This is a genomic window from Pseudonocardia sp. ICBG1142 (assembly GCF_020496255.1).
In the GTDB taxonomy this organism is placed as follows: domain Bacteria; phylum Actinomycetota; class Actinomycetes; order Mycobacteriales; family Pseudonocardiaceae; genus Pseudonocardia.
In genome coordinates this window covers 17,080-36,769 of record NZ_JAHLJC010000007.1, presented here as the reverse complement: position 1 = coordinate 36,769, position 19,690 = coordinate 17,080, and the positions used below count along the sequence as shown (strand labels likewise).

22 protein-coding genes are annotated in these 19,690 nt (G+C 72.6%); 9 read left to right on the top strand and 13 right to left on the bottom strand.

Going from position 1 to position 19,690, the window contains the following annotated elements; genetic code table 11:
• Window positions 1-103: 103 nt before the first annotated feature.
• Genes KPL59_RS10430 through dxr form a run of 5 tightly spaced genes read right to left on the bottom strand, consistent with a single transcriptional unit; the run spans window position 104 to window position 5,164 of the window.
• Window positions 104-937 carry a GNAT family N-acetyltransferase gene (locus KPL59_RS10430; RefSeq protein ID WP_043276319.1) on the bottom strand — a complete coding sequence of 278 codons (834 nt, stop codon included), beginning with the start codon at window positions 935-937 and terminating at the stop codon, window positions 104-106.
• A 45-nt stretch (window positions 938-982) separates the two neighbouring features.
• Window positions 983-2,140 (bottom strand): flavodoxin-dependent (E)-4-hydroxy-3-methylbut-2-enyl-diphosphate synthase, encoded by a 1,158-nt coding sequence (ispG, locus tag KPL59_RS10425; RefSeq protein WP_043276332.1) that lies wholly within the window; start codon window positions 2,138-2,140, stop codon window positions 983-985.
• A gap of 56 nt (window positions 2,141-2,196) precedes the next feature.
• A complete protein-coding gene (locus KPL59_RS10420) occupies window positions 2,197-2,688 on the bottom strand; it encodes a nucleotidase (RefSeq protein WP_020622029.1) in 492 nt (163 codons plus the stop codon).
• Complete coding sequence (locus tag KPL59_RS10415; RefSeq protein WP_226350846.1) at window positions 2,685-4,004, bottom strand: RIP metalloprotease; 1,320 nt, start codon at window positions 4,002-4,004, stop codon at window positions 2,685-2,687. The genes KPL59_RS10420 and KPL59_RS10415 overlap by 4 nt, the downstream gene beginning before the upstream one ends.
• A complete protein-coding gene (gene dxr / locus KPL59_RS10410; protein ID WP_226360688.1) occupies window positions 4,001-5,164 on the bottom strand; it encodes a 1-deoxy-D-xylulose-5-phosphate reductoisomerase in 1,164 nt (387 codons plus the stop codon). Before dxr ends, KPL59_RS10415 begins: the two co-directional genes overlap by 4 nt.
• 73 nt (window positions 5,165-5,237) lie before the next feature.
• On the opposite strand from dxr, the gene KPL59_RS10405 reads away from it, so the two are divergent.
• From KPL59_RS10405 to KPL59_RS10395, 3 genes are read left to right on the top strand one after another with little or no spacing between them, the layout of a single operon-like run.
• The gene (locus KPL59_RS10405; protein ID WP_020622032.1) at window positions 5,238-5,525 is read left to right on the top strand and encodes a DUF2631 domain-containing protein; all 288 of its coding nucleotides are present in this window, start codon (window positions 5,238-5,240) and stop codon (window positions 5,523-5,525) included.
• 24 nt (window positions 5,526-5,549) lie between these two features.
• On the top strand, window positions 5,550-6,527 hold the full coding sequence (gene ligD, locus KPL59_RS10400; protein ID WP_226360687.1) for a non-homologous end-joining DNA ligase: 978 nt from the start codon (window positions 5,550-5,552) through the stop codon (window positions 6,525-6,527).
• A gap of 11 nt (window positions 6,528-6,538) precedes the next feature.
• On the top strand, window positions 6,539-6,715 hold the full coding sequence (locus KPL59_RS10395) for a TMEM199/VMA12 family vacuolar ATPase assembly factor (RefSeq protein ID WP_226360686.1): 177 nt from the start codon (window positions 6,539-6,541) through the stop codon (window positions 6,713-6,715).
• Here the strand turns inward: KPL59_RS10395 and mug are convergent.
• On the bottom strand, window positions 6,712-7,305 hold the full coding sequence (gene mug, locus KPL59_RS10390; protein ID WP_226350844.1) for a G/U mismatch-specific DNA glycosylase: 594 nt from the start codon (window positions 7,303-7,305) through the stop codon (window positions 6,712-6,714). The two genes, KPL59_RS10395 and mug, sit on opposite strands and share 4 nt — an antisense overlap.
• Before the next feature lie 122 nt (window positions 7,306-7,427).
• Here mug and KPL59_RS10385 point away from each other — a divergent pair, with 122 nt between their 5' ends.
• On the top strand, window positions 7,428-8,492 hold the full coding sequence (locus KPL59_RS10385; protein ID WP_226360684.1) for an ATP-dependent DNA ligase: 1,065 nt from the start codon (window positions 7,428-7,430) through the stop codon (window positions 8,490-8,492).
• A gap of 7 nt (window positions 8,493-8,499) precedes the next feature.
• Here KPL59_RS10385 and KPL59_RS10380 read toward each other — a convergent pair whose 3' ends face one another.
• On the bottom strand, window positions 8,500-9,492 hold the full coding sequence (locus KPL59_RS10380; protein WP_020622038.1) for a LacI family DNA-binding transcriptional regulator: 993 nt from the start codon (window positions 9,490-9,492) through the stop codon (window positions 8,500-8,502).
• Between the two features lie 156 nt (window positions 9,493-9,648).
• On the opposite strand from KPL59_RS10380, the gene KPL59_RS10375 reads away from it, so the two are divergent.
• From KPL59_RS10375 to KPL59_RS10360, 4 genes are read left to right on the top strand one after another with little or no spacing between them, the layout of a single operon-like run.
• A complete protein-coding gene (locus KPL59_RS10375) occupies window positions 9,649-11,046 on the top strand; it encodes a sugar ABC transporter substrate-binding protein (protein WP_226360683.1) in 1,398 nt (465 codons plus the stop codon).
• Window positions 11,043-11,981, top strand: coding sequence for a carbohydrate ABC transporter permease (locus KPL59_RS10370; protein ID WP_020622040.1), 939 nt, complete (start codon window positions 11,043-11,045; stop codon window positions 11,979-11,981). Before KPL59_RS10375 ends, KPL59_RS10370 begins: the two co-directional genes overlap by 4 nt.
• Complete coding sequence (locus tag KPL59_RS10365) at window positions 11,981-12,844, top strand: carbohydrate ABC transporter permease (protein ID WP_226350841.1); 864 nt, start codon at window positions 11,981-11,983, stop codon at window positions 12,842-12,844. The genes KPL59_RS10370 and KPL59_RS10365 overlap by 1 nt, the downstream gene beginning before the upstream one ends.
• A 30-nt stretch (window positions 12,845-12,874) precedes the next feature.
• Complete coding sequence (locus KPL59_RS10360; RefSeq protein ID WP_226350840.1) at window positions 12,875-13,999, top strand: ABC transporter ATP-binding protein; 1,125 nt, start codon at window positions 12,875-12,877, stop codon at window positions 13,997-13,999.
• Between the two features lie 97 nt (window positions 14,000-14,096).
• Here the strand turns inward: KPL59_RS10360 and rlmN are convergent, their stop codons facing one another.
• Together rlmN and KPL59_RS10350 are read right to left on the bottom strand one after the other, a co-directional pair.
• Entirely contained in the window at window positions 14,097-15,206 is a 1,110-nt protein-coding gene (gene rlmN / locus KPL59_RS10355) for a 23S rRNA (adenine(2503)-C(2))-methyltransferase RlmN (RefSeq protein WP_226360682.1), read from the bottom strand.
• Window positions 15,207-15,237: 31 nt separating this feature from the next.
• Window positions 15,238-15,816, bottom strand: a complete 579-nt coding sequence (locus KPL59_RS10350) for a hypothetical protein (protein WP_226350839.1) — start codon at window positions 15,814-15,816, stop codon at window positions 15,238-15,240.
• Window positions 15,817-15,988: 172 nt separating this feature from the next.
• On the opposite strand from KPL59_RS10350, the gene KPL59_RS10345 reads away from it, so the two are divergent.
• On the top strand, window positions 15,989-16,474 hold the full coding sequence (locus tag KPL59_RS10345; RefSeq protein WP_226350838.1) for a Rieske (2Fe-2S) protein: 486 nt from the start codon (window positions 15,989-15,991) through the stop codon (window positions 16,472-16,474).
• On the opposite strand, the gene KPL59_RS10340 is transcribed toward KPL59_RS10345, so the two are convergent.
• The 4 genes from KPL59_RS10340 to tsf form a co-directional block, all read right to left on the bottom strand.
• Window positions 16,461-17,255, bottom strand: coding sequence for a class I SAM-dependent methyltransferase (locus KPL59_RS10340; protein ID WP_226360681.1), 795 nt, complete (start codon window positions 17,253-17,255; stop codon window positions 16,461-16,463). The genes KPL59_RS10345 and KPL59_RS10340 overlap by 14 nt on opposite strands.
• The gene (locus KPL59_RS10335) at window positions 17,252-18,187 is read right to left on the bottom strand and encodes a phosphatidate cytidylyltransferase (protein WP_226351978.1); all 936 of its coding nucleotides are present in this window, start codon (window positions 18,185-18,187) and stop codon (window positions 17,252-17,254) included. Before KPL59_RS10335 ends, KPL59_RS10340 begins: the two co-directional genes overlap by 4 nt.
• A gap of 5 nt (window positions 18,188-18,192) precedes the next feature.
• Window positions 18,193-18,750 (bottom strand): ribosome recycling factor, encoded by a 558-nt coding sequence (gene frr / locus KPL59_RS10330; RefSeq protein WP_020622047.1) that lies wholly within the window; start codon window positions 18,748-18,750, stop codon window positions 18,193-18,195.
• Window positions 18,751-18,851: 101 nt separating this feature from the next.
• The gene (gene tsf, locus KPL59_RS10325) at window positions 18,852-19,667 is read right to left on the bottom strand and encodes a translation elongation factor Ts (protein WP_020622048.1); all 816 of its coding nucleotides are present in this window, start codon (window positions 19,665-19,667) and stop codon (window positions 18,852-18,854) included.
• Window positions 19,668-19,690: the final 23 nt, after the last annotated feature.

Below are 19,690 nucleotides of genomic sequence, written 5' to 3'. Positions count from 1 at the left end.
CGGGGCCTCCCCGGTGCGGTGGCGCCGGGGCGGATGCCCGCGGCAGGCACCGAGTCGACACCGTGCCGCTACGGCACGGTCAAGTCGGGGTACCCGACCGGGTCTAGAACAGGACGGTCGCGAACCGCGCGACCTGCACGAACCCGACCCGCTGGTACGCGGCCCTGGCCGGGGCGTTGAAGGCGTTGACGTACAGGCTGGCGCGCCGGCCCATTCCGGCGAGCGCGACCGCGACCGCCGACGTCCCGGCCGTACCGAGCCCGTGCCCCCGCCAGGCCGGGTTCACCCAGACCCCCTGGATCTGGCCGACGGTCCGCGACAGGGCACCGATCTCGGCCTTGAACACGACCTCGCCGTCGTGGAACCGGGCGAACGCCCGCCCGGAGGTGATCAGCTCGGCGACCCGGGCCCGGTAGCCCGCCCCGCCGTCGCCCTCGCGGGGGTCGACGCCGACCTCCTCGGTGAACATCGCGATGGCGGCCGGCAGGTACCGGTCCAGCTCGGAGATGCGGACCGGACGCACCCGGCTGTCGGGCGCGACCATCGGCGGCCGTTCGAGGGTCATCAGGGGCTGGTCGGGCCGGATCTCGCGGGCCGGGCCCCAGCCCGGTGCGAGCTCCTCCCACAGCGGCAGGACGAGCTCGGCCCGCCCCACCAGCGACGAGCACAGCCGCCCGGCCCGGCGCGCGCGGTCGGCGAAGGCACGCAGCGCCGCCCGGTCACCGCGCAGCGGCACCAGGTTCGCCCCGGAGAAGCACAGACCGTCCGCCGGGGCCCCGTGGGACCACAGCTCACCGCCCAGCCGCCACGGGTCGAGGCCGACCGCCTCGATGCGGGAGGCGACCATGCACGCGGCGACGGGGTCGGCGTCGAGCACGTCGTGCACCCCGGAGCGGTGACGATCGTCGAGAAGCCGTGCCCCGGCCACCCTCAGCACGGGTTCATGATGCCACGTCGAGGCCCGTCCGGTACCGGTACTCGCTCAGCCGACGGTCACCTGGGGTTCACCCGTCACGCCCTCCGCGCTCTCGCCCATCTCCTCGGCGAGCCGCATGGCCTCCTCGATCAGCGTCTCCACGATCTTGTGCTCGGGGACGGTCTTGATGACCTCGCCCTTGACGAAGATCTGCCCCTTGCCGTTGCCGGAGGCGACGCCGAGGTCGGCCTCGCGGGCCTCACCCGGGCCGTTGACGACGCAGCCCATGACGGCCACGCGCAGCGGGACCTCCATGCCGGTCAGTCCGGCGGTGACCTCGTCGGCGAGGGTGTAGACGTCGACCTGGGCCCGCCCGCAGGACGGGCAGGACACGATCTCCAGCTTGCGCGGGCGCAGGTTCAGCGACTCCAGGATCTGCTGGCCGACCTTGATCTCCTCGACCGGCGGCGCGGACAGCGACACCCGGATGGTGTCGCCGATGCCCTGGCGCAGCAGCGCCCCGAACGCGACGGCCGACTTGATCGTGCCCTGGAACGCGGGCCCGGCCTCGGTGACGCCCAGGTGCAGCGGGTAGTCGCACTGCTCGGCGAGCAGCTCGTAGGCCCGCACCATCACGACCGGGTCGTTGTGCTTGACCGAGATCTTGATGTCGTGGAAGTCGTGCTCGGCGAACAGGCCCGCCTCCCACAAGGCCGACTCGGCGAGCGCCTCGGGCGTCGCCTTGCCGTACTTCTCCAGCAGTCGCTTGTCGAGCGAGCCCGCGTTGACCCCGATCCGGATCGGCGTGCCGTGGTCCTTCGCGGCGTGGGCGATCTCCTTGACCTGGTCGTCGAACTTGCGGATGTTGCCCGGGTTCACCCGCACCGCGGCGCAGCCGGCCTCGATCGCGGCGAACACGTACTTGGGCTGGAAGTGGATGTCGGCGATCACCGGGATCTGCGACTTCTGCGCGATCGCGGGCAGGGCCTCCGCGTCGTCGGCCGACGGGCAGGCGACGCGCACGATGTCGCAGCCGGCCGCGGTCAGCTCGGCGATCTGCTGGAGGGTCGCGTTGACGTCGGAGGTCAGGGTGGTCGTCATGGACTGGACGGAGATCGGGTGGTCGGATCCGACACCGACCGGGCCGACCTGGAGCTGCCGGGTCCTCCGGCGCGGGGCCAGGGTCGGCGCGGGCGCGGACGGCATACCCAGGGAGACGCTCACGACCTCCACTATCCCACCGTGTGGCACGGTCCGCCGTACCCGGTGAGGAGGGGCACTCACGTGCGGCCGTGCTTCTCCTGCGCATCCTGCAGCGTCGAGCTGTGCGGCAGCCAGGTCGCCAGCTCGACCGGCCAGCCGTCGTCGGCCAGCATCCGGACGACGGCGGGGTCGTCGTCGAGGATCATCGCGATCTCCCGCTCGCGGGCGAGCAGCCGCAGGACCTCGCGCTTGACGTAGCGGGCGGGGCGGTGGTCGTCGTCGGGGCGCATGAACAGCGGCCCGGTCGGCAGGCCGACGCGCTCCAGCCAGGTCTCGGTCAACCTGCGGTTCCGCTCGGGGCGGCCGGTCAGGTAGACGACGTCGTACTCGGCCTGGGCCGCGCGCAGCCGCTCGGCGCCCTCGTCGAGCAGCGGGTCGGCGTGCGCGGCGGCGAAGAACGTCTCCCACCGGTGCACGTCGAGATAGTGCAGCCGGTGCGAGACGTCGGCGAGGACGCCGTCGATGTCGAAGACCGCCAGCGGGCGGGCGCCCTCGGGTGCTGCGCTCACCCGAACAGCCGCACCGGGTTGACGATGTCGGCGATCGCGACCATGACCGAGAACCCCAGGAAGACGATCACGAACACGTAGGCGACCGGGAGCAGCTTCGCCGCGTCGACCGGCCCGGGGTCGGGGCGTCCGAGCAGCTTCGCGGTGTTCCGCTTGATCGACTCCCAGATCGCCGGGACGATCTGGCCGCCGTCCAGCGGCGGGACGGGGAGCAGGTTCAGCAGGAACAGCGACAGGTTCACCGCGGCGAGCATCATCAGGAACCGGCTGACGTCGGCCTGCCACGGGACGTCCTGCTGGGCGAGGATCTCACCGCCGATCCGCGAGACGCCGACGACACCCATCGGACTGTCCTGGCTCCGCTCCTCGCCGAGGAACGCGGCCCCGAACAGCGCCGGGATGCGGGCGGGGATCTGGGTGATCGCCTCCGCCGTGCGGACGACGCCGTTGCCGATCTGCGCGGCCACGTCGCCCGGGCCGAGCTGCATGTACTTCGTGTCGAGGGCGACACCGAGATAGCCCGCCGTCACCGTGGCGTACGGGTCGGCCGAGTCCCGGGCCGGGAGGACGTTCGGGATGACGTCGACGGTCAGCGGGATCTGCCGGCCTGCCCGCTCGACGACGATCTGCGTGGGTCCCGACGACGCGCGGATCGCGTCCTGCAGGGCGGTCCCGTCGTCCGGGCCGAACTCCTGTCCGCGGACGGACAGGATGCGGTCGTCGGGCTGGACCCCGGCCGCGAGCGCCGGCGCGAGCGGCGCTCCGGCCGGGCACTCCTTCGGGACGCCGTTCTGGACCGCGACGGCCGGGAGCACGCACTTCTCGAGCGACTCGATCTGGGTGGTGGCCGCAGGCACGCCGATCCCCATCAGGACCAGCGAGAACAGCACCACCGCCAGGATCAGGTTCATGAACGGCCCGGCGAACATGACGATGATCCGCTTCCACGGCGACCGGGTCCAGAACTGCCGGTCCGCGTCCTGCGGCAGCACGTCCATCTGCGACTGCGCCCTGGCGTCGTCCATCAGCCCCTGGAACGGGCCGGTGCGACGGCTGCGGCCCAGCGTCCCGCCCTTGGCCGGCGGCAGCATCCCGATCATGCGCACGTAGCCGCCCAGCGGGATGGCCTTGATGCCGTACTCGGTCTCGCCGCGGCGCACCGACCAGACGGTGCGGCCGAACCCGACCATGAACTCCGGGACCTTGATCCCGAACCAGCGGGCCGTTGCGAAATGCCCGAGCTCGTGCCAGGCGATCGACAGCAGTAGCCCGAAGAAGAAGATCGCGATCCCGACGACCGTCCACACGATGGTCACGACCGCGTCTTCTCCCGCTCGTGGGCCTTCTCGCGCGCGTGGGCCCGGGCCCAGGTCTCGGCAGCCAGCACGTCGTCCACGGTAGCCGGGTCACCCGTCCAGGCGTCGGCCGCCTCCAGCACCTCGCCGAGCAGGTCGGTGATCCCGGTGTAGCCGATCGTCCCGGCGACGAACGCCTCGACGAGCTCCTCGTTGGCGGCGTTGAGCACCGCGGGCAGGCAGCCGCCCGCGGTCCCGGCGGCGCGGGCGAGGCGCACCCCGGGGAACGCGTCGTCGTCGAGGGGCTCGAAGGTCCAGCTCTGCGCGGTGTCCCAGCGGCACGGCGCCGAGGCGCCCGCGATGCGCTCCGGCCAGCCCAGCGCCAGCGCGATCGGAAGCCGCATGTCCGGCGGCGACGCCTGCGCGATCGTCGAGCCGTCGGTGAAGGTGACCATCGAGTGCACGATCGACTGCGGGTGCACGGTGACGTCGATGCGGTCGTAGGGCACCCCGAACAGCAGGTGCGCCTCGATCACCTCGAGACCCTTGTTCACCAGCGTCGCCGAGTTGATCGTGATGACCGGGCCCATGTCCCAGGTCGGATGCTTCAGGGCCTGCTCGACCGTGACGCCCGCCAGCTCCGCGCGGGTCCGACCGCGGAACGGGCCGCCCGACGCGGTGAGGACGAGCCGGTCGACCTCGGACTCCCGTCCGCCGCGCAGGCACTGCGCGAGCGCGGAGTGCTCGGAGTCGACCGGCACGATCTGCCCCGGTGCGGCCGCCGCCGACACCAGCGGACCGCCTGCGACCAGCGACTCCTTGTTCGCCAGCGCGAGCCGGGCGCCGGTGGCGAGCGCGGCCAGGGTCGGGCCGAGGCCGCGGGAGCCGGTGATGCCGTTCAGGACGATGTCGGCGCGGCACGCCGTGACCAGCTCGGTCGCGGCGTCCGGGCCGTCGAGCACCTCGACGCCCGGCAGTTCCGCCCGCAGCCGCACCGCCGCCGCGGCGGACGCGACCGCGACCCGCCCGACGCGGTGCGCACGGACCTGGGCCACCAGCAGGTCCACGTCCGATCCGCCCGCGGCCAGCCCGGACACCGTGAACCCGCCGGCGCGGGTGATCACGTCCAGGGCCTGGGTACCGATCGACCCGGTGCTGCCCAACACGACGAGTGACTTCATCACGGCACATCATCCTCGCCCCGCGAGCTGTGCGACGATGACCCCGCACGGAGCCGGACCAGGAGGACACACGGTGGCCAGCAAGGCAGTCGCGCACAGCGCAACGACGAGCAAGACCCGCGAGATCGCCGTCGCGTCCGGGATCGACCCGGCGGACGAGCCCTCGGTCGACTGGGGCTGGCACCAGAACTTCCACCGGGGCGTGCCGATCGCGGCCGCCGTGGTCGGCGTCGTGCTGCTGCTGTTCACGATCGGCCACCCGGTGAGCTGGACCGAGTTCCTGTTCTCCGCGGTGCCCGCCGTCGTCTGCTTCATCGGCGCGATCGCGTACCCGCTCCACCAGCGCCGCCGTCGTCTCTGAGGCGCGGCATCGGGCCGACGCCGGATGGCGCGCGACGCGGGTGAGCCGGTCGAGCTGACGATCGGCGGCCGGGTCGTGCGGCTGTCCAGCCCCGACCGCGTCTACTTCCCGGAGCGGGGCGAGACCAAGCGGGACCTGGCCGCGTACTACACGGCCGTCGGCGACGGCGTGGTCCGCGCGCTGCGCGACCGGCCGTGCATGCTGCACCGCTTCCCCACCGGTGTCACCGGGGAGAAGGTGCACCAGAAGCGGCTGCCGCGCGGCGCCCCCGACTGGGTCCGCACCGTCCGCGTGACCTTCCCGCGGTACAACCGCACCGCCGACGAGCTGTGCGTGACCCACCCGGCCGACGTCGTCTGGGCGGTGCAGATGTCCACCGTCGAGTTCCACCCCTGGAACTCCCGCGCCGCCGACGTCGAGTCCCCCGACGAGTGGCGCATCGACCTGGACCCGATGCCGCAGGCGTCCTGGGCCGACGTCCGCCGCGTCGCCGGCGTCGTCCGCGAGGTCCTCGACGAACTGGGCGCGACCGGCTTCCCGAAGACCTCCGGCGGCTCCGGGCTGCACGTCTACGTGCGCATCCCGCCCGACCACGGGTTCGCCGACGTCCGCCGCGCCGCGCACGCCTTCGCCCGCGAGGTGGAGCGTCGCTGCGACCGCGTCGACCTGTCGTGGTGGCGCAAGGACCGCGACCCGTCGACGGTGTTCGTCGACTACAACCAGAACGCCCGCGACCACACCATCGCCTGCGCCTACTCCGTGCGCGGCACCCCCGACGCGCGGGTGTCGACCCCGGTGACCTGGGACGAGATCGACGACTGCGAGCCCCGGGACTTCACGATCGCCACCGTCCCGGCGCGCTACGCCGAGCTGGGCGACCTGCACGCCGGCATCGACGAGGCCGTGTTCGGCATCGAGCCGCTGCTGGAGTGGGCCGCCCGGGACGAGCGCGACGGCGCCGCGACACCCGATCTGCCCGATCTCGACGCGGGCTCCCGCTAGGCTCGGCGCCCATGGACGACGGGCCCCGCAAGGACAGGCTGACCCGGCTCGGGTACGGGATCGGCGGCGGCCTCGCCGTCGGGTCCGCCGTGTGGGTGCTGTCGGGCACGTGGTGGTGGCTGCCGGTCTTCCTCGTCGTCAGGCTCGCGCTCGGGCTGTTCCTGCGCGCGACGACCCCGGAGTCCTAGCAGGACACCTGGCCCGGCCCGGGCTCCTGGGCGCGGGCGCGCAGCCTCGCGAACTCGGCGACCATCGCCGCGCGCGACCAGTGCGCGTTGAGCCCCGAGGGGTTCGGCAGCACCCAGATCCCGGTCGCACCCAGCCGCTCCGCCTGCTCCCCCACCACCGCGCCGCGTCGACCGAACGCGGTCCGGTAGGCCCCGATCCCGACGACGGCCAGCCACGCCGGCTCCCGCACCGCGACCAGCGCCCGCAGCCGTTCCCCACCGGCGACGAGCTCGTCGTCGGTCAGCTCGTCGGCGCGGGCGGTGGCCCGGGGCGCCATGTTCGTGATGCCGAGACCGAGCCCCGCGAGCTCGCCCTGCTCCGCGGGTGCCAGCAGCCGCGGGGTGAACCCGGAGGAGTGCAGGACCGGCCAGAAGCGGTTGCCGGGGCGGGCGAAGTGGTGCCCGGTCGCCGCCGACACCAGGCCCGGGTTGATGCCGCAGAACAACACCCGCAGCGGCGGGTCGTCCGGGCCGGGCAGGACGTCGTCGATCGTGGAGTCCCGGGCGCGGTCGAGGGCGTCGCGGTCGGGCAAGCGGGGCACGAGGGTCATCCGACCACGACCGCACCGGGGCCCGCCGCCCGGGACCGATGGATTCCGGGCGCGCGAACGGTCTGTCCACGGACGGGCGAGCCGGGATGCCGCGCCCGCGCCCCGAGAGGAGACTCCCCGCCGTGGACCTGCCCGTGATGCCCCCGGTGAAGCCGATGCTGGCCAAGCCCGCCCCGTCCATCCCCGACGGCAGGCTCTACGAACCCAAGTGGGACGGCTTCCGCTCGATCGTCTTCCGCGACGGCGACGAGGTCGAGATCGGCTCCCGCAACGAGCGGCCGATGACCCGCTACTTCCCCGAGGTCGTCGAGGCGGTGCGGGAGCACTTCCCGCCGCGCGCGGTCGTCGACGGGGAGATCGTCGTCGCCTCGGGGAACGCGCTGGACTTCGAGGCGCTCCAGCAGCGGATCCACCCCGCCGTCAGCCGGGTGACGCTGCTCTCGACGGAGACGCCGGCGTCGTTCGTCGCCTTCGACCTGCTGGCCCTCGGCGACGACGACCTCACCGCACGCCCGTTCGCCGAGCGCCGCGCGCTGCTGGAGGAGGCGTTCGCCGGCGTCGCCCCGCCGGTGCACCTCACCCCGATCACCGACGACACCGGGACCGCACGCCGCTGGTTCGAGAAGTTCGAGGGCGCCGGGCTCGACGGCCTCATCGCCAAGGACCCGGCCGGGACCTACCAGCCCGACAAGCGCGTCATGACCAAGATCAAGCACGAGCGGACCGCGGACTGCGTCGTCGCCGGGTACCGGGTGCACAAGTCCGGGCCGGACGCCGTCGGGTCACTGCTGCTGGGCCTGCACGACGCCCGCGGCGTGCTGGTGTCGGTCGGCGTCGTCGGGGCGTTCCCGATGGCGCGCCGACGCGAGCTCATGTCCGAGCTGCAGCCGCTGGTCACCGACTTCGACGACCACCCGTGGGCCTGGGCGAAGCAGCTGGAGGGCGAGCGCACCCCGCGCAAGTCCGAGACGAGCCGGTGGAACGCCGGCAAGGACCTGTCCTTCGTCCCGCTGCGGCCGGAGCGGGTGGTCGAGGTCCGCTACGACTACATGGAGGGCCAGCGGTTCCGCCACACCACCCAGTTCGTGCGGTGGCGCCCGGACCGCGACCCCGCCTCGTGCACCTACGAGCAGCTGGAGCGCCCGGTGACCTTCGACCTCGCGGAGGTCCTCGCCGGCCACGGGTGATCGGCGATCACGGCCGGCAGCCGCAGGACTCCCGGTGCACGAAGGTCGTCGGCAGCCGCAGCGAACGCCGCTCGGCGTCGGGTTCGGCCATGCGGCGCAGCAGCAGCCGGACCGCCTCGCGCCCGATGTCGGCGAACGGCTGCGCGACGACGGTGAGGCGCGGGCTGAACGCGTCCGCCCACGGGAAGTCGTCGAAGGCGGCCAGCGCCAGGTCCCCGGGGATGGTGAGCCCCAGGTCGTGGGCGGCCTGGACGGCGCCGATGGTCATCGCGTTGTTGCCCGTGACCAGCGCGGCGGGCCGGTCGGGCGAGGCCAGCAGCTCGCGCACGACGGCACGGGCGGGCTCGCTGTCCGAGCGCCCCTCCACCACCGGCCCTGGCGGGAGACCGGCCCGGCGCATCCCGAGCCGGTAGCCCTCCAGCCGCTCGACGGTCGTCGACAGCCCGGGGAGACCCATCACGAAGCCGATCCGGCCGTGCCCCGCCTCGGCGAGGTGGGTCACCAGCCCTGCGACGGGCTCCACGTTCTCCGAGCCGACCTCGTCCAGGACGCCGTCGAGCATCCGGTCGACCAGCACCGTCGGCACGCCCTGCGCGGCGAGCGCCTCCAGGGTCGCGGTGGAGTCGCCCGAGGGGGCGAACAGCACGCCGTCGACGCGGCTGCGGAGCTGCGTGACGGCCGTCGCCTCGTAGCCCGGGTCGTCGTGCGGGTCGGCGAGCAGCAGGGTGTGCCCGGCCGCGGCGGACTCGTCCTCGACCGCGTGCAGCAGCTCGCCCAGGTACGGGTTGGAGATCGCCGACAGGGCGAGCCCGAGCGTGCGGGTGCGGGAGGTGGCGAGCGAGCGGGCCGCGGCGTTGGGCGTGTACTGCACCTGCGCCATCGCGGCGAGCACCTGCTCACGGGTGGCCTCCCGGACCGGCCGGGTGCCGTTGAGGACGTGGGACACGGTCGCGGTGGACACCCCGGCGAGCCGGGCGACCTCGGCCATGGTCGCGATCACACACCTCCGACGCGGGTCACGGGTTGGCGACAGGCTACAGGCAACCGGTTGCGCAAGCGGTTGCTCCGCACTTACCGTGCACCGGTCATACCGGACGGACGTGTCCCGGATCACACCGTTGAACACCCGTCGGAGCCCTCGACGAGGAGAGTGCCCGTGCGCCCGAGAACCAGGTCGCGTCCCGCCGTTCTCACCGCGCTACTGGCGGTCATCGGCCTCGCCCTCACCGGCTGCGCCGGTGCCGGCACGTTCGGCCTGCCCGAAGGTACGCGGATCGTGACGATCGCGATCGTGTCGAACCCCCAGATGGAGGACGCGATCGAGCTCAGCCCGCGGTTCGAGGCCGAGAACCCCGGCATCACCGTGCGCTTCGTCAGCCTGTCGGAGAACGAGGCCCGCGCGAAGATCACCGCGTCGGTCGCCACCGGCGGCGACGAGTTCGACGCCGTGATGATCTCGAACTACGAGACCCCCCAGTGGGCCCGCAACGGCTGGCTGGTCGACCTCGACCCGCTGATGGACGCCACCCCCGGCTACGACCGCGACGACTTCATCCCGACCATCCGCGGCGCCCTGTCCGGCCCGGACGGGCACATGTACTCGGTGCCGTTCTACGGCGAGTCCGCGTTCCTGATGTACCGCAAGGACCTCTTCGCCCAGGCCGGGCTGACCATGCCCGCGAAGCCGACCTGGGACCAGGTGGCGCAGTTCGCCGACCGCCTCACCGACCGCCAGCAGGGCCGCGGCGGCATCTGCCTGCGCGGCAAGCCCGGCTGGGGCGAGGTCATGGCCCCGGTCGACGCGATGATCAACTCCTACGGTGGTCGCTGGTTCGACCAGGACTGGAACGCGCAGCTGACCTCGCCCGAGGTGCGCAAGGCGGTCAACTTCTACGTCGATCTCCTCCGTCGCGACGGCCAGGCCGGTGCGGCGGGCTCCGGGTTCTCCGAGTGCGGCAACCAGTTCAGCCAGGGCAACACCGCGATGTGGTTCGACGCCACCGTCGCCGCGGGCCTGCTGGAGGACCCGGCCCAGTCCAACGTCGCCGGGAAGGTCGGCTATGCGCCGGCGCCGACCGGCGTCGACGGCCTGTCCTCGGGCTGGCTGTACTCGTGGGCGCTGGCCATCCCCCGCACCACCGCGGAGAAGGGCCCGGAGCAGGTCGACGCGACCTGGAAGTTCCTGTCCTGGATGACGTCCAAGCCGTACCAGGAGATGGTCGGCGAGGACCTCGGCTGGGCCTCCGTCCCGCCCGGCGCCCGCCAGTCGACCTACCGGATCCCCGAGTACGTCGCGGCGTCGAAGGCCTACGCGCCGCAGACCATTGCCGCGATCAACGCCGCCGACCAGGACCGGCCGACCCGCGACCCCGTCCCGTACACCGGGCTGCAGTTCGTCGGGATCCCCGAGTTCCAGGACCTGGGGACCCGGGTCAGCCAGCAGATCTCGGCGGCGATCGCCGGACAGCAGACCGCCGACGAGGCCCTCGACGAGGCCCAGAGCTACGCCGAGACCGTCGGCGAGTCCTACCAGCAGAGCGGGGGCGACCGGTGACGACCACAGAGGCACCACCGCAGGCGGCACCGGAACGGCAGACCTCGCCGGCAGCACAGCGCCGCGACGGCTGGATCCGCCGGGCCCCGCTGCTGCCCGCGCTGATCTTCACGATCATCATCACGCAGCTGCCGTTCCTGGTGACGATCTGGTACTCGCTGCAGTCCTGGAACCTGGTGCGCCCCGGCAGCCAGCGCTTCGTCGGGCTGGAGAACTACGCGACGGTGTTCACCGATTCGCAGTTCCGCGGGGTCGCGCTGAACTCGATCCTGCTGACCCTGGGGTCGGTGGCCATCGCGATGGTCCTCGGGCTGCTGATCGCGCTGCTGCTCAACCGCGCGTTCCTCGGCCGCGGCATCGTCCGGACGCTGATCATCACGCCGTTCCTGATCACCCCGGTCGCCGGTGCCCTGCTGTGGAAGTCGGTCCTGTTCGACCCCACCTACGGCCTGGTGAACTTCCTGCTCTCGCCGTTCGGCGCCGGGCAGACCGACTGGGTGTCCACCTTCCCGCGGGCCGCGGTGATCATCGCGCTGGTGTGGCAGTGGACGCCGTTCATGATGCTGCTGATCCTCGCCGGGCTCGGCTCGCAGCCGCAGGAGGTCCTCGAGGCCGCCCGGATGGACGGGGCGACCGGGTTCGCGGTGTTCCGCGAGGTGACGCTGCCGCACCTGCAGCGGTTCATCGAGCTGGGTGTCGTGCTCGGCGCGATCTACCTGGTCAACACGTTCGACACGATCTACATGATGACCCAGGGCGGTCCGGGTACGGCGTCGGCGAACCTGCCGTTCTACATCTACCAGCGGGCGTTCCTGGGCTTCGACATCGGTGAGTCCGCCGCGATGGGCGTGGTCACCGTGGTGGCGACGATCATCGTGGCCACCCTGGCGCTGCGCCTGATCTTCCGCAGCTTCTCCGCCGCCGAGGAGGCGTGATGACCGCAGTCACCGAACGGACCTCCACCCCCGCGACGACGCCGCGGAAGGCCCCGCGCGGGGCCGGTCCGCTGCTGGGCGTCCTGGCCTGGATCGTCGGGCTCGGGTTCTTCTTCCCGGTGCTGTGGATGGTGATGACCGCCTTCAAGACCGAGGCGCAGGCCGTCACGATCCCGCCGACGGTGTTCTTCGCCCCCACCTTCGACAACTTCGCCGAGGTGTTCGGCGGCGGCGTCGGGCCCTACCTGCTCAACTCGCTGTTCGCGACGGTCGCCTCGACGGTCCTGGTGCTCCTGCTGGGCACCCCGGCCGCGTTCGCGCTGTCGCTGCGGCCCGTGAAGAAGACCCAGGACGTGCTGTTCTTCTTCATCTCGACCAAGATGCTGCCGGTCGTCGCGGCGATCGTGCCGATCTACGTCGTCGTGAACTACCTGGGCGCGCTGGACAACATCTGGACGCTCGTCGTGCTCTACACGGCGATGAACCTGCCGATCGCGGTGTGGATGATGCGGTCGTTCTTCCTGGAGGTCCCCAAGGAGCTCCTGGAGGCCGCGAGCATGGACGGCGCGTCGCTGTGGCGCTCGCTGCGCGAGGTCGTGCTGCCGATCATCTCGCCCGGCATGGCCGCCACGGCGCTGATCTGCATGATCTTCGCCTGGAACGAGTTCTTCTTCGCGGTGAACCTCACCGCCTCACGGGCCGCGACCGTGCCCGTGTACCTCGTCGGGTTCATCACCTCCGAGGGCCTCTACTTCGCCAGCCTGTGCGCCGCGGCGACCGTGGCCGCGCTGCCGGTCGTCATCGCCGGCTGGATCGCCCAGAACAAGCTGGTCCAGGGCCTGTCCTTCGGGGCCGTCAAGTGATCGTGTTCGTGAACAGGATGGGAGCCCGCCGTGGCTGACGTGGTGTTCGACCAGGCATCTCGGATCTACACCCCCGGGGCGAAGCCTGCCGTCGACCGGCTGGACCTGACGATCGAGGACGGCGAGTTCGTCGTGCTCGTCGGGCCGTCCGGATCGGGCAAGTCGACGGCGCTGCGGATGCTCGCGGGCCTCGAGGAGATCGACGGCGGCTCGATCCGGATCGACGGCGAGAACATGGTCGGGGTGCCCTCGCGCGACCGCGACATCGCCATGGTGTTCCAGAACTACGCGCTCTACCCGAACAAGACCGTCGGGGAGAACATGGCGTTCCCGCTCAAGATGGCCGGGATCGACAAGGCCGAGCGTGCGGTCAAGGTCAAGGAGGCCGCCGAGATCCTCGGCCTGACCGACTACCTCGACCGCAAGCCGCGCGCGCTGTCCGGCGGCCAGCGCCAGCGCGTCGCGATGGGTCGGGCGATCGTGCGCGAGCCGCGGGTCTTCCTGATGGACGAGCCGCTGTCGAACCTCGACGCGAAGATGCGGGTGCAGACCCGCACCGAGATCGCCGCGCTGCAGCGACGGCTGGGCGTCACCACCGTCTACGTCACCCACGACCAGGTCGAGGCCATGACGATGGGCGACCGCGTCGCGCTGCTGGCCGACGGCAAGCTGCAGCAGTTCGCCACCCCGGCCGACCTGTACGACCGGCCGCAGAACGCGTTCGTCGCCGGGTTCATCGGATCGCCGGCGATGAACCTGTTCACCGCGCGGGTGACCGAGCGCGGGGTGACCCTGGCCGGGCGGGAGATCGCCCTGCCCCAGGACGTCCGGTCGACGATCGGGGCGCAGCGGCTCACCGAGGTGACCCTCGGCATCCGTCCCGAGCAGTGGACGGTCTCCCCCGACGGCGGCGAGGGCATCCCGGCCCGGGTCGACGTCGTCGAGGAGCTGGGATCGGACGCCTACCTCTACGGCACCCTCGCCGAGGTCGCCGGTGACCTGTCGGCGACGGCCTCGCTGACCGGTTCGCGCGACGACGCCGTCGTCGTGCGGACCGCGGGACGCACCGGCGCACGGCGCGGGGACCGGGTGGCGCTGACGCCCTCGACCGAGGGGCTGCACCTGTTCCACCCGGAGACCGGCGACCGGCTCTGAGCGGCTCTGAGCGGCTCTGCCCGGCGGCGCGAGGGGGCCGCCGGGCGGACCGGCCCGGATGCGACGCGGCGAGCGGCACGAGGGGCCGCCGGGCGGGTCAGCCCGGGTGCGAGGCGGCGAGCTGGCCGCAGGCCGCGTCGATCTCCTGGCCGCGGGTGTCGCGGACGGTGCAGGCGACGCCGGCCGCCCGGACCCGGCGCACGAACTCCTCCTCGACGGGCTTGGGCGCGGCGTCCCACTCGCTGCCCGGCGTCGGGTTCAGCGGGATCAGGTTGACGTGCACCCTTGAGGTCCCGATGTGCTGCCGCAGGACCTTCCCCAGCATGTCGGCGCGCCACGGCTGGTCGTTCACGTCACGGATCAGCGCGTACTCGATGGAGACGCGGCGGCCGGTCGTGGTGGCGTAGCGGCGGCCCGCGTCGAGGACCTCGGCGACCTTCCACCGGTTGTTGACCGGGACGAGGGTGTCGCGCAGCTCGTCGTCCGGGCAGTGCAGCGAGATCGCCAGGGTGACCGGGATGCCCTCCTCGCGGAGCCGGTCGATCGCCGGGACCAGCCCGACGGTGGACACGGTGACCCCGCGGGCGGAGATGCCCAGCCCGTCCGGGGCGGGCTCGGTGATCCGGCGTACGGCAGCGACGACCCGCTTGTAGTTGGCGAGCGGCTCGCCCATCCCCATGAACACGACGTTCGACAACCGGGTCGGCTCGTCCAGCACGCCGTCGCGCGCCTGGGCCGCTGCGCGCCGGACCTGGTCGACGATCTCGGCGGTCGACAGGTTGCGCTGCAGACCGCCCTGGCCGGTGGCGCAGAACGGGCACGCCATCCCGCAGCCCGCCTGGCTGGAGATGCAGACCGTCGCCCGGTCCGGGTAGCGCATCAGGACACTCTCGGCGAGCACGCCGTCGTGGCCGCGCCACAGCGTCTTGCGGGTGGCGCCGCCGTCGCACGCCTTCTCGGTCAACGGCGTGACCAGCGGCGGGAGCAGCGGGCGCAGCTTCTCCCGGACGTCACCGCCGAGGTCGCTCATGGCGTCGAGGTCGTCGGTGAGACGACCGAACCAGTGGCGGGCCAACTGGTCGAGGCGGAACCGCGGTACGCCGAGCTCCTGCGCGACGGCGGCACGGTCGGCCGGGTCGAGGTCGGCGAGGTGGCGGGGCGGAGTACCGCGGCGGGGTGCGTCGAAGACGAGCGGGAGGCTGGACATGGCACCCCCAGTGTGCCAGCCCGGTCGCGGGTCAGCGGATCCCGGGGATCCGCACGTTGAAGCGCCGGGACAGGTCCTCCAGGATCCCGAGCCTGCGCGCGGCCGCGACCCACAGCACGATCCCGGCGCAGAGACCGGTCACCGGCACCGCGGACCCGGTCCCCTGCCCCTCGTAGGTCAGGGCCAGGAAGGCGCCGAACGCGGCGATGAGCAGGACCAGGCCGCCGGTCGCGACGAGGCTGCGCTCCTCCAGCACGGTGGACGCCTGGATCAGCAGCACCCCGACGAGCGCGGCGGACAGGGAGGTGGACAGCTCGCCGTAGCCGACCAGGGACAGCAGCAACGGCAGCAGCACGACCCCCGCGACGCCGATCACGATCAGCCGCTGCATCCGGCGCTTGCGCTCGGGGTGCAGGGTCACCGCCATCGCGGCGTTGCGCCGGCGCACGATCCACAGGTACGCGGTCAGGAAGATCCCGAGCGCGACGAGGACGGTGGCGAACCCGTTCCCGAGGCCACCCGCGCCGACCGCCCAGGCGAGCAGGCCCAGGACGATCTCCAGACTCGGCACGGGAACGCCCAGCGACGGCTGGCGCATCGTGTACGGCATGCACCCACGGTAGCGAGAGCGGCCCGGGACACGGCGCGGGTGTGGCGGAACGACACACCCGTCCTCCCTCGAACCGGACATCATGGGAGGCTCGTCACGTGCCCGGGTCCCCGAACCCCCGGGCCGCCACCACCACACCGCCGGGCCCCGCCCGGCCTCCCCCAGGAGAGCCATGACCCTCCCCACGACGTCCTCCACCGACCCCGAGCCCGCCCCGCGCGCCGGAGGTCCCGCCCTCGGTCGCCGCGCGATGATCGCCGGCGCCGGCGTGGCCGCGATCGGCGCGGTCGCCGCCTGCGGTGGCGGCAGCGGTTCCACCACCACCGACAACGGTGGCCAGGCCCAGAGCGGGGACGCCCCGCAGGGCTCCCCCGGCACCGTCCTCGGCCCGGCGTCCGCGGTGCCGGTCGGCGGCGGCGCGATCTTCGCCGACGCCCAGGTCGTCGTCACCCAGCCGCAGCAGGGGACGTTCACCGGGCTGTCCGCGATCTGCCCTCACCAGGGCTGCGCCGTCAGCCAGATCACCGACGGGCAGATCGTCTGCCCGTGCCACAACAGCCGTTTCTCCCTCGACGGCGCCGTCCTCGACGGACCGGCCCAGCGGCCGCTCGACCCGCGGCAGGTCACCGTCGCGGACGGGTCGATCACCCTGTCCTGAGCCCGCTCCCGGCGCCGCGGCTCAGGACGGCAGCACGAGGCCGTCCGCGCGGCGCCGGGTGTGGAGCCGGTAGCCCACGCGCACGGTGCGGTCGGCGACGTCGTCGATCGCCCGGCGCGCGGTGCGCGGTGCGCGGGGAGAACTCGATGCGCAGGACCTCCTCCAGGTCCGCGCGGGAGTCGAACCGCCAGGTCGAGGTGCCCCGGCGCAGCGCGAAGCCGTGGGCGGCGAAGAACCGGTCGACCGCGGGCGCGTCGTAGCGCGGCAGGTCCGCGCGCAGCCACGTCCCGTAGGGCCGCGCCGTGAAGTCCAGGTCGACGACGGCGAGCACCCCGCCCGGGCGGAGCACCCGCTCGGCCTCGGCGAGCCCCGGCTCGCAGCCCGGCCCGAAGAAGTACGCGGTGCGGGCGTGGACCAGGTCGGCACTTGCGTCGGGCAGCGGGAGCCGCTCGGCGCCCGCGGTGTGCAGGGTGATGCGGGGGTCGTCGGCGACGCGCCGACGTGCCCGTTCGACCAGCGGCGGGTGCGGCTCGACACCGGTGACGGTGGCGGCCCGTTCGGCGAAGCGCGGCAGGTGGAAGCCGTCGCCGCAGCCGACGTCGACGACGTCGGCGCCCGCCCAGCCCCCGGTCTCGGCCCACAGCGCCGCCCAGAGCTCGCCGTCGGCGTCCTGGGCGCGGTTCTCGGTCTCGTAGACCTCGGGCCAGTTCCAGATGTTCGGGCTGGGGATGGCCGGGCCGGGCTTCGGCTGTCCGCCGAACCCCTGGTAGGTGCGCCTCACGCGATCGGGACGACGACCCCGAGGATCGCCCAGGCGACGAACGCGGCCGGCAGCAGCGAGTCCAGACGGTCCATCAGACCGCCGTGCCCGGGCAGCAGGTTGCCCATGTCCTTGACCCCGATGTCGCGCTTCACCAGCGACTCGACGAGGTCGCCCAGGGTGGCCGTCGCGACGAGCAGCGCGCCGACCAGCGGCCCCCAGTACCAGGGCGCGTCGAGCAGCAGCCCCATGCAGAGCGAGCCCACGGCCATGCCGGCGATCAGCGAGCCCGCGAAGCCCTCCCAGGACTTCTTCGGGCTGATCGTGGGGGCCATCGGGTGCCGGCCCGCGACGACGCCCGCGGCGTACCCGCCGACGTCGGAGGCGACCACGCAGAGCAGGAAGGTCAGGACCCGGCCCACGCCGTCCGGGGCGACGGTCAGCTGGACGGCGAAGGCCACGAGCAGCGGCACGTAGACGGCGACGAACAGCGAGGCGCTGATGTCGCGCACGAAGTGCGCCGCCCCGGTCCGCATCCGCCACAGCAGGCAGCCCAGCACCGTGGCGGTGAGGGCGATCGCGGCGCCGTGCAGGCCGAACGGCCAGGACAGCCAGACGACGGCCTGGCCGCCGACCAGCAGCACCGGCAGCGACACCCGGATGTCGGCGCCCCGGCGCAGCGCGCCCGCGAGCTCCCAGGTCCCGACCGCGGTGACGCAGGCGAGCACCAGGACGAAGCCCTGACGATGGATCAGCAGGCTCAGCAGGATGACGACGCCGAGCCCGACGCCGACCGCGATCGCCGCGACGAGGTTGCGACCCAGCCGGGACCGCTTGTACCCCTTCTGTCCCCGGACGGGCTTCGGCACGTCCGGGGTCGCCGACACGCCGGCGGGCCCGTCACCGGGAAGGTCGGAGGTCACGGGGACGGCGGCGTCGGAGGAGGAGGGCACCGGGCTCAGACCTCGAGGAGCTCGGATTCCTTGTTCTTGACCAGCTCGTCGATCTGCGCGACGTAGCGGTCCGTGACGCCCTGCAGTTCCTTCTCGGCGCGGGCGACCTCGTCCTCGCCGGCCTCGCCGTCACGCTGGATGCGGTGCAGCTCGTCCATCGCCTTGCGGCGCAGGCCACGGAGCACGACGCGCGCGTCCTCACCCTTGCCCCGGGCGACCTTGACCATGTCCCGGCGCCGCTCCTCGGAGAGCTGCGGGATGATCACGCGGATGATCTGCCCGTCGTTCGACGGGTTGACGCCGAGGTCCGAGTCGGCGATCGCCTTCTCGAGCTGCTTGAGCTGGCTGGCGTCGTAGGGCTTGATGACCGCCATCCGCGCCTCGGGGATCGACACCGAGGCGAGCTGGTTCAGCGGGGTCCACGCGCCGTAGTAGTCCACGACGATCCTGGAGAACATGTTCGGAGTGGCCCGGCCGGTACGCACCGACGCCAGATCGTCACGGGCGACCGTGACGGCCTTCTCCATCTTCTCCTCGACGTCGAAGAGGGTTTCCTCGATCACGGTTGCATCCCCCGGCCTGGTCGTACTCGCTGGCGGTCACGATCCTCTCACCCGCCGCCCGGGCGGTGCGCGGAGCACCACCCGGGCGGGGGCGGGGAGGATCAGTTCTGGCCGACCTCGAAACGGACGAAGTCGTTGATGGTCAGACCCGCCTCGTCGGCGACGGCCTTGACCGACTTCTTCGGGTCGACCACGGAGGCCTGCTCCAGGAGCACGACGTCCTTGTAGTAGCCGTTGACCCGGCCCTCGACGATGCGGGGCAGGACCTGCTCGGGCTTGCCCTCCTCGCGGGCGGTCGCCTCCGCGATCTTCTTCTCGTTCTCGACGATCTCGGCGGGGACCTGCTCACGGGTCAGGTACTCCGGCCGGGCCGCCGCGACCTGCATCGCGAGACCGCGGGCGGCCTCGGCGTCGTCGCCCTCGTAGGCGAGCAGGACGCCGATCTGCGGAGGCAGGTCGGTGGCGCGCTTGTGCAGGTAGACGGCGGCCTGGCCGTCGACCCGGGCGTAGCGCTTCAGCTCGAACTTCTCGCCGATGCGGGCGGACAGGGCCTGCACGGCCTCGCCCACGGTGCCGTCGTCGAGCTTGGTCTCGCGCAGCGCGTCGAGGTCGGCCGGCTTCTCGGCGACCGCGGCGGCCAGGATCTTCTCGGCCAGCGCGATGAAGTCGTCGGACTTGGCGACGAAGTCGGTCTCGCAGTCCAGCTCGACCAGGGTGCCGCCGTCGGCGACGACCAGGCCGTTGGCGGTGGCGCGCTCGGCGCGCTTGCCCACGTCCTTCGCGCCCTTGATGCGGAGGAGCTCGACGGCCTTGTCGAAGTCGCCCTCGGACTCCTCGAGCGCCTTCTTGCAGTCCATCATCCCGGAGCCGGTGAGCTCACGGAGCCGCTTGACGTCGGCGGCGGTGTAGTTCGCCATCGGGTGTCTCTCGTCCTCTGGGT